Below are 14,242 nucleotides of genomic sequence, written 5' to 3' on the forward strand. Positions count from 1 at the left end.
ATCGCCCCGGGGGCGCAGGCGAGCAGGTTACTCATTTGGAGCCTTCCCTAGCAGGTGGTAGTCGCTGCTAGCGCGCCTGGCAAGCGTGGGCGGCGTTGCTCGTCGTTGCATGGCTAGCCATGCGGCCTCCTCGCGCCTTGCCCACACTTGCCATGCATCGCTATCAGCTTCCCCCCACCTGCCAGGAAAGGCTCCTATTAGTCCGGGGGAATCGATCCGGGGAACGCCCGGACTGCGCTCCCCCTTACTAATTAACGCGAGTAGACGTTCAGCGCCGGGAAGTAGTAAGCGATTTCCACAGCGGCGGTTTCGGCAGCGTCCGAACCGTGAACGGCGTTGGCGTCGATCGAGTCGGCGAAGTCGGCGCGGATGGTGCCGGCGTCGGCCTTCTTCGGATCGGTAGCGCCCATCAGGTCGCGGTTTTTCAGGATCGCGCCTTCGCCTTCCAGCACCTGGATCATCACCGGACCCGAGATCATGAAGTCGACCAGGTCCTTGAAGAACGGACGCGCAGCGTGCACTGCGTAGAAGCCTTCGGCTTCAGCGCGCGACAGTTGCACCATGCGGGCAGCCACGATCTTCAGGCCGGCTTCTTCGAAACGGCTATAGATTTTGCCGATCACGTTTTTTGCAACTGCGTCCGGCTTGATGATGGACAGGGTGCGTTCGATTGCCATGAGAAAACTCCAATAAAAGAAAGGTTTTGAACTGAGAAATTCGTTTGAACTTTGGGACTCAATCAACCTTTAATTTTACCATACCTGCCCCAGATATCCGATATTGCGGTCGTGGCAAGCATGGTGTTACAGTGGCGGAAAAGTCCGTCCGATGTGGGCCTTTCTTCATCTTCAGTTAAGAAAGATGCGATAGGATCAAGCTGACGTACCTTGCGTAGCACTCGCACGTACCATTTATCTAACCGGAGGCACTATATGTACCCTAGTACCCAACAGCAAAGTACCATCGACCTGAGCAAAGGTGGTCAGGCCACGCGTAACAAAGTGTTACGCAACACGTATTGGCTGCTGGCGCTGTCGATGATTCCTACCGTGCTCGGCGCGGTCGCCGGCATGTCTTTCGGCATCGCCTTCACCGGCATCATGGGCTTCGTGATCTTCCTCGCGGTTGCCTTCGGCTTCATGTGGGCCATCGAAAAGAACAAGGATTCCGGCCTGGGCGTGGCCCTGCTGCTCGGCTTCACCTTCTTCATGGGCATGATGCTGGCCCCGCTGCTGACCCACACGCTCAATTACTCGAACGGCGCCAGCCTGATCATGACCGCCTTCGGCGGCACCGCGGCCGTGTTCGCCGTGATGGCCAGCATCGCCACCACCACCAAGCGCGACTTCTCGGGCATGGGCAGCTGGCTGATGGCCGGTGTCGTCGTACTGCTGCTGGCGGTCGTCGCCAACATCTTCCTGCAGATGTCGGTGCTGTCGATCGTGATCTCGGTCCTGGCGATCGGCATCTTCTCGGCCTTCATCCTGTATGACGTGCAGCGCATCGTCAACGGCGGCGAAACCAACTACGTCACCGCCACCCTGTCGATCTACCTGAACGTGTTCAACATCTTCACCAGCCTGCTGCGCCTGCTGGGCATCGTGGGCGGCGACGACTGATCGATCGCGTCTCCAAAAGAAAACCGGCCTTCGCGGCCGGTTTTTTTATGGCTGGCTCAAACGCAGCAGGCGGGCGTCCAGGCCATCCGTCAGGACGTAGATCGCGCCATCCCGGCCGACCTTGACGTCGCGCAGGCGCTGATTCAATTCTGCCAACAAGGTCTGCTGCCCGACGATCCTGCCGCCATCGCGCACGACGCGGTGCAGGGCGCGACCTCGCAGCGCCGGCACCAGCAGGTCGCCACGCCATTCTGGAAACAATGCGCCATCGTAGACGGCCAGGCCGCTAGGTGCGATCGACGGCGTCCATTCCAGCAGCGGCGCCTCGAAGCCGGCCAGGCGGCTGAACGGCGTGACGCGGCCGAACGGGTAATCGATGCCGGCCGTGACCAGCGGCCAGCCGTAGTTCTTGCCGGCCACGATGCGGTTGATCTCGTCGCCGCCGCGCGCGCCATGCTCGGTGAGCAGCAATTCGCCCGTGCCTGGGTCGACGGCGATGCCCTGCGGGTTGCGGTGACCGAGGCTGTAGACCTCGGGCGCGGCGCCGGGGCGATTGACGAAGGGATTGTCGGCCGGCGCCCTGCCGTCGCGGTCGAGCCTTACGACGGTGCCCAGGTGGTTGGCGGGGTTCTGCGCCTCTTCGCGGCGCCAGTTGCCGTCGCCGACCGTCAGCGCCAGCGTGCCGTCGGGCAGGAAAGCGATGCGGCCGCCGTTATTGCCGGCGCGCGGCTTGGGCGTGGAACTGAACAGGATCCGGACGTCTTCCAGACGGTCATTCCGCAGCCTGGCCCGCACCAGGCGCGTGCCATTGGCGCCCTCCGCGCCATGGCCCATCGTCAGGTACAGCAAGCCATTGCGCGCGAATGCGGGGTCGGGGGCGACGTCCATCAGGCCGATGGTGCCGCCGCGCTGGAACACAGGCGGCAGGCCATCCGTCGCGATCGGCGTCGATGCGCCGTCGGCGCCGATCGCCAGCAGGCGTCCGCCCATCTCGGTGACCAGCATGCGGCCGTCCGGCAGGAAGGCCAGCGACCATGGCCGCTCGAGTCCCCGCGCGACCGTCTCGATGCGGTAGCTGGCCGGATCGACCGCATCGGGGCGCCCGGCGGCGCCGGGCGACGTCACCAGGAACAGCAGCGCCGGGACCAGCGCCAGCATGGCCGCCAGCGCGGCATGGCGCCGCGGATCGCCCGGGCCGCGCGCCGGCGCGCTCATGCGGGCGTACAGCAGGCCGCCGACGATACCCGTCGCGGCCATCAAGGCGTGATCGGCGCCGCCGCGGGTCGCGGCGATGGCCGGCATGGGAATCACGTGCAGCATCAGCCAGAACGCCACCCACAGGGCGACGACCGCCGCCAGCGCGAAGATGGCGGCGCGCCATGGCGACGGTGCGCGCCGCGCCAGCAGGTGCCCGGCGCCGAACGCCGGCAACAGCGCGACCAGCGCGATGCCGGTCATGACCGCGCCAAAGCCGGCCAGGTCGCCCAGTGTGACCCGAAGCCGGTCCGCCAGGCCGATCGACGCGCCGAGCGCGCTGAGTTCGCCGAGATTGATCTGCGTCTGCACGACGCTGGCAACGGCCGCGGTCGCCACCGCGGCGGCCAGCCAGTCGGCGAGCCGCCGGGTGAATTCCTTCATTTCATTCCTTCCGATGTCTCGGCGGCCGGACGCGTCAGCGCGCCTCGACCAGCTCCTTGATCCGCACCGCCAGCGCGTCCACCGCGAACGGCTTGGTCAGCACCTGCATGCCTGGCATCAGGTGGCCGTTGCCGATCAGGCTGTTCTCGGCATAGCCGGTGATGAACAACACCTTCAGCTCCGGCCTGCGCTCGATGCCGGCTTCCGCCATCTGGCGACCGTTCATGCCGCCAGGCAGGCCGACATCGGTCACCAGCAGGTCGATGCGCGTATCGGACTGCAGCAGCTTGAGTCCGGCCACGCTGTCGGCCGCTTCGAGCGCCACGTAACCCAGGTCTTCCAGCACCTCGGTCACCAGCATGCGCACCGACGGCTCGTCGTCGACCACCAGCACCGTCTCGCCCTGGCCGGCCGGCGCTTGCGGCGCCGGCGGCAAGCCGATGTCTTCCGGCTTGAGCTCGCCATAATAGCGCGGCAGGTAGAGGCAGACGGTGGTGCCCTCCCCCACCTCGGAATAGATGCGCACCTGGCCGCCCGACTGGCGCGCGAAACCGTGGATCATCGACAGGCCCAGGCCCGTGCCCTCGCCCATCGGCTTGGTGGTGAAGAAGGGTTCGAACACCCTGGCCACGATCTCCGGCGTCATGCCGGCGCCGGTATCGGTCACGCAAAGAGACAAGTACTGGCCTTCCGGGATGTCGTGCGCCCTCGAGGCCGAATAGTCGAGCCATTTGTTGGCGGTCTCGATCGTGATGCGGCCGCCGTCGGGCATGGCGTCGCGCGCGTTGATGCACAGGTTCAGCAAGGCGTTCTCGAGCTGGCCGGCATCGACCAGCGTCGGCCACAGTCCCACCGCGCCAACCACCTCGAGCGTGACCTGGGGCCCGATGGTGCGCCTGATCAGCTCTTCCATGCCGGACACCAGCGCATTGACGTCGACCGGCGTCGGGGCCAGCGTCTGGCGCCGCGAGAAGGCCAGCAGGCGGTGCGTAAGCGCGGCGGCGCGCCGGGCGGCGCCCTGCGCCACCGCGACGTAACGCTCGAAGTCGCCGAAGCGCCCCTGGCGCATCCGGATCTGCATCAGGTCGAGCGCGCCGGTGATCCCGGCCAGCAGGTTATTGAAGTCGTGGGCCAGGCCGCCGGTGAGCTGCCCCACGGCCTCCATCTTCTGGGCCTGGCGCAGCTGCTCCTCCAGGTGGCGCTGGGCCGTCGTCTCGATCCCGACGCCGGTGCGGCGCAGCGGCTGCCCATGTTCGTCGAGATAGGTGCGCCAGCGCGAATGCACCCAGCGCACGACGCCATTCGGATGCCGCAGGCGGTACTCGAAATTGGCGTCCTTGCCCGAGGTGAGGCTGTCCGCGATCTCGGTCATCAATGCCGGGCGATCGTCCGGATGGATGTTGGCCATGATTTCCTCGGCCGGCAAGCCGCCGGCGGCGCGCACCGGATCGACCCCATACAGGTCGGCGATCGCGGCGTCGCAGACATAGGTGCGCGCCTGCAGGTCGGCGGTCCAGATGCCGACGCCGCCCACCGAATGCAGGGCCAGGCGGGTAAAGTCCTCGGCGTCCTGCAAGGCCTTCTCGCGCCGGTGCTCGTGCGTCAGGTCGCGCCCGGCGGCATACACCTTGCCCTCTTCGAAGGCGCCGGTCCAGCCGAACCAGCGCCATGAACCGTCCCGGTGGCGGAAGCGGTATTCATAGGGCGTCGCCAGCGGCCGCTCGAGGATGCCCGCGAACGCGGCCAGCGTCGCATCGAGGTCGGCGGGATGGGTGAACTCGATGAACTTCCGGCCGAGGATCTCGTCGTCGGCATAGCCCAGCAGCTTGCTCCATGCCGGATTGACCGCCTCGATCGTCCCATCCGATGCGGCGACGACCAGCAGCTCCTGGGAAAAGCGCCAGAAGCGTCCGCCATAATGCTCGTCGTTATTGCCGTGTTTGGTAGTGTCCATACGCACCTCTGTTTCCCAACAGTAAAACCGAGATGGATAGCGCGGTCTGTACGGTGTCGCTCATCCGTTACAGCTGCTTACCAAAACGCGGCAGCTTGCGGACCTCAGGCGGCGTCCGGCGTCGCGGGCACGTCGGCCGGCACATAGTGTGCGCCATCGGCGGGCCGCGCCGGCTTGTCTCCCAGCTCGAACACGCCGATCGACTCGACGTGCGAGGTGTGCGGGAACATGTTCACCACGCCCGCCTTCTTCATCACATAGCCGGCCTTGTGCACCAGGATGCCGGCGTCGCGCGCCAAGGTCGACGGGCTGCACGAGACGTAGACGATGCGCTGCGGCATCAGCTCTTCGTGGGTTTCGCGCAGTTCGGCCAGCGCCAGCGCCAGGGCCATGGCGCCGTCGCGCGGCGGGTCGATCAGCATGCGATCGAATTTTCCCAGCGCCACCAGATCATCCTTGGTGACTTCGAACAGGTTGCGGGTCGAGAACGAGGTCTTCTCCGCCAGGCCGTTCGCCTTCGCATTGTCCAGCGCGCGCGTGGTGAGCGCCGTGCTGCCCTCGATGCCGACCACCTCGCGCGCCTGGGTCGCCAGCGGCAGGGTGAAGTTGCCCAGGCCGCAGAACAGGTCGGCCACGCGGTCGTCCTGCTGCACGTCGAGCAGGCGCAGCGCCTTCGACACCAGCACGCGGTTGATGTGATGGTTCACCTGGGTGAAGTCGGTCGGCTTGAACGGCATGCGGATGCCGAACTCGGGCAGCGTGTAATACAGCTCCTTGCCCAATGGGTAGAACGGATAGGCGGTGTCCGGGCCCTTCGGCTGCAGCCACCACTGGATCTCCCATTTGTCGGCGAAGGCCTTGACCAGCACCTCGTCGGCCGGCGTGAGCGGCGCCATGATGCGCAGCACCAGCACCGTGGTCTCTTCGCCGATCGCCACCTCGATCTGCGGCATCTGGTTGTAGATCGACAGGGCGCCGACCAGCTCGCGCAGCGGCACCAGCAGGCGCGCGACGTGGTCCGGCAGGATCTCGCAGGTGGTGATGTCGGCCACATAGGACGAGGCGCGCTCGTGGAAGCCCACCAGGACCCCACCCTTCTTCGCCACGTGGCGCACCGACAGGCGCGCGCGATAGCGGTAATCCCAGGTCGGGCCATACATCGGGCGCATGATCATCTCGGCCTTCACTTTACCGAGGTGCCACAGGTTGTCTTCCAGCACGCGGCCCTTCATCGCCACCTGCGCGCTCGGCTCCAGGTGCTGCATCGAGCAGCCGCCGCAGTAGCCGAAATGCCGGCATTTCGGCTCGACCCGCATCGACGAGGCGCGCTGCAGGGTGACCATGCGGCCCGCTTCCCAGTTCTTTTTCTTGCGCGTCGTCTCGAAGCTGACGCGCTCGCCCGGCAGCGCGCCTTCGACGAAGATCACCTTGCCTGGCGAGCCGTCCTCGTTTTCGAGGTGGCCAACGCCGCGCCCGTCCATGTCGAGGGATTTGATGTCGATGAAGATTTCTTGCATGGTGATGAGAAAGTGGAGTGAAGGCAGGAGCCGGCCCCGGCCGGCGGCGCATGCTTCAAAGGCCGCGCATAAAAGAAAAATGGCCGAAACGGCCCGGCGGGCATGATAGCAAGGAATCGAAGTGGACGCTACCTGGTAGGGTTGCCGTTACAACAATGAATCGCGCACTACGCCGCGCGCCGCCATCGCGCGCTTGAGCTTGACCAGCGCTTCCTGCTGGATCTGGCGCACCCGCTCGCGCGTCACGCCCATCTCTTCGGCCAGGGTTTCCAGGGTGGCCGGATCGTCGTTGTCGAGACCGAAACGGCGGGTGACGACCAGGCGCTGCTTGTCCGGCAGCCGGGTCAGCCAGTCGCGCACCAGCAGCGCCACCTCCTGCTGCTCGGCGTGGGCGTCGGGGCTGCCTTCGCCGTCGTCGGGCAACATGTCCATCAGGCTCGATTGCGGATCGTTGTCGAGCGGCGCATCGAGCGAGGTCGCGTGCTCGGACAGGGTCAATATGTCTTGCACTTCCTCGACCGGGCGGCCGACCAGGCTGGCGATGTCCTCGCTCGAGGCTTCCTTGCCGTCGTGCTTCTGGGCTTCGAGATGGTATTTGGCGCGCAGCACGCCGTTGAGCTCGCGCACCATGTGCACCGGCAGGCGCACGGTGCGGGCCTGGTTCATGATGGCGCGCTCGATGCTCTGGCGGATCCACCAGGTGGCATAGGTCGAAAAGCGAAAGCCGCGTTCGGGCTCGAACTTGTCGATGGCGCGCATCAGGCCGATATTGCCCTCCTCGATCAGGTCGAGCAGGACCACGCCGCGGTTGATGTAGTGCTTGGCGATCGAGACGACCAGGCGCAGGTTATGCTCGATCATCTTCTGGCGCGCGCCGAAGTCGCCGGCCTTGGCCAGGGTGGCGAAGTGGACTTCTTCGACGGCCGTGAGGAGCGGCCTGGCGCCGATCTGGTTCAGGTAGTGCTGGGTGGTGTCGGTCGCGAGCTCGGCCTGCAAGACCTTGCGCAGCTCGTCGACCGTGTCGATGCTGGCGTGGCGCGCGAGCGCATCCTCGCCCGCCGCGCCGGCCGCGCCGTCGACGCGGTCGGCATGGTCGAGATCGTCATCGGCATGCGCGCGCCCGCTTTCCGGCTCATCCGGAAATTCGTCCGTATCCTCCTGGTCCAGCGGGTGCGGCGGCTGCGTCATACCGTTCCTAACGAACGGGCAAGAACCTCGTCGGGTCGACCGGCTTGCCCTGCTGACGAATCTCGAAGTGCAACTTGACCGCGTCAGCGTCGGAGTCGCCCATCTCGGCGATCACCTGGCCACGGCTGACGTTGTCGCCCTCCTTGACCACGATCTTGCGGTTGTGGGCATAGGCGGACAACAGGCTGTTGCTGTGCTTGACGATGACGAGATTACCATAACCGCGGATGCCGCTGCCAGCATACATTACCTTGCCCGAGCCGGCGGCAACCACCGGCTGGCCCATCTTGCCGGCGATGTCGATGCCCTTGTTGCGGCCATCGTCGAAGGTGGCGATGACGCGGCCTTCCGACGGCCACATCCAGCTCAGGCGCGCTTCGTCGCTGGCGGCCGGGGCGGCAGGCGTGGCCGGCGCGGTGGTGGCCGGCGGCGTGGTGGTGGCCACCTTGCCTTCGCTGTAAGGGGTCTTGTCGGCGCGCGGTTCGGTCTTGCGCGGCACGCTGGCCGATGGCGGCATCGGCACCGGCTGGGTCTGCACATTGGCGCTGCGCTCGCCTTCCGGCTGGGTCACGCGCAATACCTGGCCGACCTTGATGTCGTCTGGATTGGCCAGGTTGTTCCAGGTCACCAGGTCGCGGTAGTTCTGGCCGAAGTCGAGCGCGATGCGCAGCAGGGTGTCGCCCTTGCGCACGGTGTACATGCCGCGCTCGTCCTGCTTCGGCGCTTCTTCCACGCGCGCGGGCGCTGGCCGGCTTGGCGCGGCGGTGACGGGGCGCTCGACGACCGGCGCCTGGCGGGTGGTGGTGGAACAACCGGCCACGAGGCCGATGAGGATCGTCAGGAGGGCTAAACGCGGTGCTTGTGTCATTGGCATTCTATTGTCTTATCGGCGTACGGCGGGCCTGGCGGCCCCTATTGGGTTTCAGATGGTGCCTGGGCGCAGCGGCACGAAGTGGCACGCTTCCAGCGTTTCGCTGGTCCACTCGGATTTGCCGGTGCGGGTAATACGGTGCAGGTGCTGCACCTGGGCGCCGACCGGCGCCACGAGATGCGCGCCGATGGCCAGCTGCTCGAGCAGGGCCCGCGGCACCTCGAGCCCGGCGGCGGCGAGGATGATGCCATCGAAAGGCGCGACCTGCGGCAAGCCTAGCATACCATCCCCATACTGCAAACGCAGGTTCGATATCCGCAGCGGCCGCAGATTGGTCTTTGCGAGCTCGTGCAAGGGCTTGATGCGCTCGATCGAATACACCTCTTTCGCGACGAAGGACAGGACCGCGGCCTGGTAGCCGCAGCCGGTGCCGATCTCGAGCACTTTCCCCAGCGTGGCGCCGGGACGCATCGCTTCGCGCATTGCTTCGATCATGCGGGCGACGATATAGGGCTGGGAAATCGTCTGGTTATGGCCGATCGGCAGCGAGGCGTCGACATACGCCTGGCCGGACATCGCCGGCTCGATGAACAGGTGGCGCGGCACGGTTTCCATCGCCATCAGGACCTGCGGATCGCGCACGCCCTGGCGCGCGACGCGGCCCACCATCGCGCGGCGCACCGCCTCGGTGGCCGCCAGGTCGGAACGCTGGGCGGCCGGCGCGCTGCTGGCCGCCTGCACATAGCCTGGCGTGCGTGGCGCCGGGCTCGGGGACGGCGGCGTCCTGGCGCCGGTATAGGTGGTGGCGTTGCGGGTGGCGGTCTGCGGCGTCTGCACCGGCGCCGGCGTGCCGGGCTTGCGCACGCCGCTCGTCACCGACGACAGCGGCAGCGGAAAATTCGGTCGCGCATCCTTCATGCCAACCCTCCCGCCAGCAGGGCCAGCTGGGTCTTGTGGGTCAGGTCGATCTGCAGCGGCGTGATCGACACGCGGCCCTGCGCGGTCGCGTGGAAGTCGGTGCCCTCGCCGGCGTCGCGGCAGGCGCCGGGAGCGCCGATCCAGAAGATCTCGCGGCCGCGCGGATCCTGCGCGCGGATCACGGGCTCGGCCTGGTGGCGGCGTCCGAGGCGGGTCGGGGTCAGCGGGCCAATCTCCTCGTACGGCAGGTTCGGGATGTTCACGTTCAGCAGGAAAGGCTTGGGCAGCATGTCGAAACCGCCGGCGGCGAAACGCTCGACGATGTCGCGCGCGACGCGGGCGGCCGAATCGACGTGGGCCCAGCCACCGTGCACCTGCGAGAAGGCGATCGCCGGCAGACCGAACAGGAAGGCTTCGGTGGCGGCGGCGACGGTGCCGGAGTACAGGGTGTCGTCGCCCATATTCTGGCCATTATTGATGCCGGAAACCACCAGGTCAGGCGGCGCATCGGACATGCCGGTCAGGGCGATGTGCACGCAGTCAGTCGGCGTGCCATTCGTGAAATAGAAGCCGTTGGCCGATTTGTAGACCGACAGCGGCCGGTCCAGGGTCAGCGAATTCGAGGCGCCCGAGCGATTGCTGTCGGGTGCGACGACGACGATGTCGGCGATCGGCGCGAGCGCGTCCGCCAGCGCCTGCAGCCCAGGCGCCAGATAACCGTCATCGTTACTGATCAAGATTCGCATGGCGGAGATTTTACCCGAAGCAACGCCTGTATCGACGCCCGGCAGCAGAAATTCACGCCTGGATTTCACAATCCGGGACGGCCGATGAACCGTCTGATAACAGTGCGGCGGCCATGCGACAGTTTACTGGACAGGCTGACAAGCCCGGCGATAACCACGCAATGCCGTCCTGTCAAGTTGCTTGTCGCGCAGTTAATTCGGGGGTGGCGCGGTAGCGATGGCAAGTCGGCGCAGCGCGATGCGAAGCCGGCCAGGCTGCTGTGGACTGGCGCCGCGCAATGGATGTCGGTTCGATGCCGTCGAGCCAGGGCCGGTGAATCCGGGCTGGCAAGTCGACAAGTTGGCGCGGCAAGGGCTCGGCGGGACGGCGGCCCGTTGGACTGGTGGACTGGTGGACTGGTGGACTGGTGGACTGGTGGACTGGTGGACTGGCGGACTGGCGGACTGGCGGACTGATGGTCTGCGGGCAAGCGGGGCCGGTCGGCGGCTCGGCGCCCGGCGATCCGGGCATACGGGCGCCGGCATACGGGCACCGGCATACGAGCGCCGGCATACGGGCGCCGGCGCAAGCACTTGCCCGGACCATGCCGGGGGTCGAGGCTGGCGCAGCGCCCGCCCCGCGCTGTCAGCGCATCGCCATCGGATTGTCGCGCGCCGCCTCGATCAAGGCCCCTTCGAGCAGCGACACTTCGTCCTGGGTGAAGGACAACAGCGCATCCTTGTCGCCCTCTTGCAGATAGACCTGCTTGATCATGGCGGCGCCGCGCCGGCGCAGCGGATGGGCGGCGCTGGGCCTGAGCACCGAGGTGCGCAGGCTGTCGGCCAGCGCCCTGGCTTCTTCAGGACTGCGGCTGTCGATCAGGTTCTGCAACTCGGTAAGCTTGTGGCCCAGGTTGTCGGCCGCATGACTGGTTTCGGCATGCTCGCGCGGCGCCGCAAGTTCATGCTGTCCGTGCGCTGCAACGCCGTCCGCCGCAGGCGGCGACGATGACAGGCCGGGCGCCACGCCGCCCGGCGACAGGCTGGAGCCGGATGCCCCGCTGTGCGCCCGCATCTGGTCCCGCATCTGGTGTGTCAGCTGCACCTGCACGGCATCGTCCAGGGCGCCGCCGGACGGCGGCGCGCCTTCGACCTCGCGCAAGTGCTGGCGCAGCTCGGCCACCTGTTCGCGCAGGCGGCGCGCGGCTTCGGCCTCGCCCTGCTGGCCCAGGGTGGAGGCCAGCCGCAGCTGCATATTGAGCGTTTCGGGATGGCCGGCTCCCAGGTGCCGCTCGCGCGTGCGCGCCAACGATTCCTGGATGCTGCGCACCGCCGCCAGGTCGCCCTGCGCCGCCAGGATCTCGGCCAGCGCCTCGCGCGCCGACAGTGTGCCGGCGGCGTCCAGGCCGTCGTGACGTTCATGGGCCCGCAACACCGATTCGAGCATGCGCCGCGCGTTGCCCAGTTCGCCCGTCTCGCCCAGCAGCAGCGCCAGCCGCTGGCCGCAACGCAGGGTGTCGGCATGCTCGCTGCCCTGGCGCCGGCGACGGGCGTCGAGCACCCGTTCGACCACGATGCGGGCGCGTTCGAATTCGCGCTGCTGCACCAGGCTATGCGCCAGGTCTTCGAGGCAGTCGAGCGTGACCAGGTGTTCGGCGCCGAGCGCGCGTTCGCAGGTGGACACCACCTGCTCGTGCAGCGCCAGCGCGCGCTCGCCCTCGCCCAGCGCGGCCAGCGCCCGCGCCAGCTGCGAGCGCGCCGCCAGCGTCTCGGGCGCATCAGGACCGGCCGTGCGCGCGCAGGCCTGGACCAGCAGGTCGTAGTGGCGGCGCGCCTCTTGCACGACGCCGCTGTCGAGCAGGAGCGCGGCCAGCGCGACGCGGGCCTGGCGCGTGGCCGCATGGTCGTCGCCAAGCAGGCGTTCGCGCACGGCCAGGCTTTCTTCGAGGCAGGCGCGGGCTTCGTCGCGGCGCCGCTCACGGCGGCACAGCTCGCCCAAGCGGCCGAGGTGATCGGCCAGCGACGGTGAGCCGATGTCGTCGCCGCCGGCCTGGCGGCGGGCCTGCGCGACCGCCGCGCGCAGGCGCACTTCGGTCAGCGACTGCCAGGGGAAGCGGCCCGGCGCCAGCCATTCGGCCAGCAGCGCGGCATGGCGCGCCAGCGCACGGCGGTCGCCGCCCGGGCCGGCGGTGGACAAGGCGTCGGCCAGCGCCAGCTGGGTCTCGTCGAACCAGCTGTCGAGGTTGACGCGCGACCAGCCATAGCTGGCGCGCAGCAGCGCCTCGATGCGCGGCTGGTAACCCGGGCCATGGCGCGCATCGCCGCGCCGCCAGCGCGCATGCGGGTCGCTGCGCGCGCCGTCGGCCGTGCAGGCCAGCGGGTAGAGCAGCAGCGGACGCTGTTCTTCTTCGTGGGTGCAGCGGTAATCGATGGCGCGCCGCAGCATGCCTTCGATGCCTTCGATGCTGCCCGGCGCCGGCGTGAACAGGCCCACCAGGCGGTCGGGCACCAGGGTCGAGCACACGCTGACGGCGGCCGAGCGCCCGGCGGCGGTGGCGACCAGCACGTGGCCGAAATGCTGCGCCAGGCGCGCCGCGAAGCGGCGGAACAGCGCCGGGCAGGCGTCGAACAGGGCTGGGTAGTCGAGCCGGCCGGCGCGTTCGGCATAGCTGCCGTCGAAGCGTCCGGCGCGCAGCAGGTAGAGCGGACGGCGGCCGTCGGCGCGCTCGAGATAGGCCTGCCAGCCGACGCCGTCGATCACGCGGTCGGCCAGCTCCTCGCCGCGGCCGGCGGTGTTGCGCAGCCGGGCGCGGCAAGCCTCGAGGAATTCGAGCAGCCCGGGCCGGGCCGCGTCGCCGGCGTCGGTGGCATGCGCGCCCGCAGGCGCCGCCGGGTGCGCGGGCGCCGGCCCGGCGCCATGCAGGGAAACAGGCAGGTCGGCATACGGTTCATCGGCCGGCACTGCGAAATGGCGATGCAGTGCCGGCGCCTCGAGATCCCAGTCGATCACCAGCACCGGCGCCTCGGCGTCCCCACCCGCCAGCTGCAGCGCCAGCGCCGCGAGCACGGCATTGCGCGCCGCGCCGCCCTCGTAGGCATAGAAGCTCGTCACCGCGCCTGGCGTGGCCAGCGGCTGGAGCGAGATACCTTGTTGGTCCATATGGCTCCTCATTCTTTTGGAAACGTCAGTTCTGGAACATCGCGCCATTCGGGTGGGACAGCGGGAAGCACGAATTGGTTGCAGTCGTGGTCGAGCGGCGTATGCTTTTTTTGACATGCATAATGGGCTGCAATCCGCTTGACCATCTTGTCAATGTCCGGCAAGAAGTCTGGATTCGACATCAGATCGGGCGTGGCCATCGTGTAGTGCGAGAAGTCGACATAGAAGCGCGCGTCGCTGATCTGGGGCGGCAGGGATTCGGGGTGGCGCGTCATGACGACCGGGATGATCAGGCGGCTCGGCAGCGTGTACCACTTGCCGCGCTCGGCCTCGATCAGGCGCATGGCCTCGTACTCGCGCCGCGTATAGGCGTGGGCCTCGTACTTGGGCGTGTAGATGAGGATCATGCAGACGCTCTCGCACATGGCGCGTGCGATCTTGCGGTCGAGATCGTCGCCGCCGCCCAACTGCTCGGTATCGACAAACAGTTCGTCTTCGTTGTCGAAGTAGGGTTCGAGATAGCAGCGCAGGGCGTCGGCCAGGGCCGACTTGAAGCGCTGCATCAGCGCGTGTCGGCCGTGGGCATAACTGAAGAAACAACCGTAACGAATTGCCATGCTTGTCCTCTGGTCCCGGCGCGCGTGGCGCCCGC

Annotated in this window: 11 protein-coding genes; 1 reads left to right on the top strand and 10 read right to left on the bottom strand. The window is 67.5% G+C overall.

Features of this window, described 5'->3' with window-relative positions; translation table 11 throughout:
- Window positions 1–251: 251 nt before the first annotated feature.
- Window positions 252–677, bottom strand: coding sequence for a nucleoside-diphosphate kinase (gene ndk / locus ABIB42_RS08830; protein WP_005666240.1), 426 nt, complete (start codon window positions 675–677; stop codon window positions 252–254).
- A 255-nt stretch (window positions 678–932) separates the two neighbouring features.
- Here ndk and ABIB42_RS08835 point away from each other — a divergent pair, with 255 nt between their 5' ends.
- Window positions 933–1,619 carry a Bax inhibitor-1/YccA family protein gene (locus tag ABIB42_RS08835; RefSeq protein ID WP_005666239.1) on the top strand — a complete coding sequence of 229 codons (687 nt, stop codon included), beginning with the start codon at window positions 933–935 and terminating at the stop codon, window positions 1,617–1,619.
- A 45-nt stretch (window positions 1,620–1,664) separates the two neighbouring features.
- On the opposite strand, the gene ABIB42_RS08840 is transcribed toward ABIB42_RS08835, so the two are convergent.
- From ABIB42_RS08840 to ABIB42_RS08880, 9 genes are all read right to left on the bottom strand, one after another.
- A complete protein-coding gene (locus ABIB42_RS08840; protein WP_429248229.1) occupies window positions 1,665–3,257 on the bottom strand; it encodes a PQQ-dependent sugar dehydrogenase in 1,593 nt (530 codons plus the stop codon).
- A gap of 34 nt (window positions 3,258–3,291) precedes the next feature.
- Complete coding sequence (locus ABIB42_RS08845) at window positions 3,292–5,211, bottom strand: PAS domain-containing protein (protein WP_429248230.1); 1,920 nt, start codon at window positions 5,209–5,211, stop codon at window positions 3,292–3,294.
- 104 nt (window positions 5,212–5,315) lie between these two features.
- Window positions 5,316–6,728: a 23S rRNA (uracil(1939)-C(5))-methyltransferase RlmD gene (gene rlmD, locus ABIB42_RS08850; protein ID WP_429248231.1), complete on the bottom strand. Its 1,413-nt coding sequence runs from the start codon at window positions 6,726–6,728 to the stop codon at window positions 5,316–5,318.
- A gap of 147 nt (window positions 6,729–6,875) precedes the next feature.
- The gene (gene rpoS / locus ABIB42_RS08855; protein ID WP_313632750.1) at window positions 6,876–7,916 is read right to left on the bottom strand and encodes an RNA polymerase sigma factor RpoS; all 1,041 of its coding nucleotides are present in this window, start codon (window positions 7,914–7,916) and stop codon (window positions 6,876–6,878) included.
- A gap of 7 nt (window positions 7,917–7,923) precedes the next feature.
- Window positions 7,924–8,784, bottom strand: coding sequence for a peptidoglycan DD-metalloendopeptidase family protein (locus ABIB42_RS08860; protein WP_313632752.1), 861 nt, complete (start codon window positions 8,782–8,784; stop codon window positions 7,924–7,926).
- A 54-nt stretch (window positions 8,785–8,838) separates the two neighbouring features.
- Window positions 8,839–9,705 carry a protein-L-isoaspartate(D-aspartate) O-methyltransferase gene (locus ABIB42_RS08865; RefSeq protein ID WP_005666230.1) on the bottom strand — a complete coding sequence of 289 codons (867 nt, stop codon included), beginning with the start codon at window positions 9,703–9,705 and terminating at the stop codon, window positions 8,839–8,841.
- The gene (surE, locus tag ABIB42_RS08870; protein WP_005666228.1) at window positions 9,702–10,451 is read right to left on the bottom strand and encodes a 5'/3'-nucleotidase SurE; all 750 of its coding nucleotides are present in this window, start codon (window positions 10,449–10,451) and stop codon (window positions 9,702–9,704) included. The genes ABIB42_RS08865 and surE overlap by 4 nt, the downstream gene beginning before the upstream one ends.
- A 625-nt stretch (window positions 10,452–11,076) precedes the next feature.
- On the bottom strand, window positions 11,077–13,590 hold the full coding sequence (locus ABIB42_RS08875) for a tetratricopeptide repeat protein (protein WP_005666227.1): 2,514 nt from the start codon (window positions 13,588–13,590) through the stop codon (window positions 11,077–11,079).
- A gap of 8 nt (window positions 13,591–13,598) precedes the next feature.
- Window positions 13,599–14,207, bottom strand: coding sequence for a toll/interleukin-1 receptor domain-containing protein (locus ABIB42_RS08880; protein ID WP_005666225.1), 609 nt, complete (start codon window positions 14,205–14,207; stop codon window positions 13,599–13,601).
- Between the last annotated feature and the right edge of the window lie 35 nt (window positions 14,208–14,242).

Origin of the sequence: Massilia sp. UYP32 (genome assembly GCF_050434365.1) — a bacterium.
GTDB classification, from domain to species: Bacteria; Pseudomonadota; Gammaproteobacteria; order Burkholderiales; family Burkholderiaceae_D; genus Telluria; species Telluria timonae.

Bases quoted from the DNA above. Each gene is read 5' to 3' on its own strand.
- ndk (WP_005666240.1), bottom strand. From the start codon at position 677: ATGGCAATCGAACGCACCCTGTCCATCATCAAGCCGGACGCAGTTGCA.
- ABIB42_RS08835 (WP_005666239.1), top strand. From the start codon at position 933: ATGTACCCTAGTACCCAACAGCAAAGTACCATCGACCTGAGCAAAGGT.
- ABIB42_RS08840 (WP_429248229.1), bottom strand. From the start codon at position 3,257: ATGAAGGAATTCACCCGGCGGCTCGCCGACTGGCTGGCCGCCGCGGTG.
- ABIB42_RS08845 (WP_429248230.1), bottom strand. From the start codon at position 5,211: ATGGACACTACCAAACACGGCAATAACGACGAGCATTATGGCGGACGC.
- rlmD (WP_429248231.1), bottom strand. From the start codon at position 6,728: ATGCAAGAAATCTTCATCGACATCAAATCCCTCGACATGGACGGGCGC.
- rpoS (WP_313632750.1), bottom strand. From the start codon at position 7,916: ATGACGCAGCCGCCGCACCCGCTGGACCAGGAGGATACGGACGAATTT.
- ABIB42_RS08860 (WP_313632752.1), bottom strand. From the start codon at position 8,784: ATGACACAAGCACCGCGTTTAGCCCTCCTGACGATCCTCATCGGCCTC.
- ABIB42_RS08865 (WP_005666230.1), bottom strand. From the start codon at position 9,705: ATGAAGGATGCGCGACCGAATTTTCCGCTGCCGCTGTCGTCGGTGACG.
- surE (WP_005666228.1), bottom strand. From the start codon at position 10,451: ATGCGAATCTTGATCAGTAACGATGACGGTTATCTGGCGCCTGGGCTG.
- ABIB42_RS08875 (WP_005666227.1), bottom strand. From the start codon at position 13,590: ATGGACCAACAAGGTATCTCGCTCCAGCCGCTGGCCACGCCAGGCGCG.
- ABIB42_RS08880 (WP_005666225.1), bottom strand. From the start codon at position 14,207: ATGGCAATTCGTTACGGTTGTTTCTTCAGTTATGCCCACGGCCGACAC.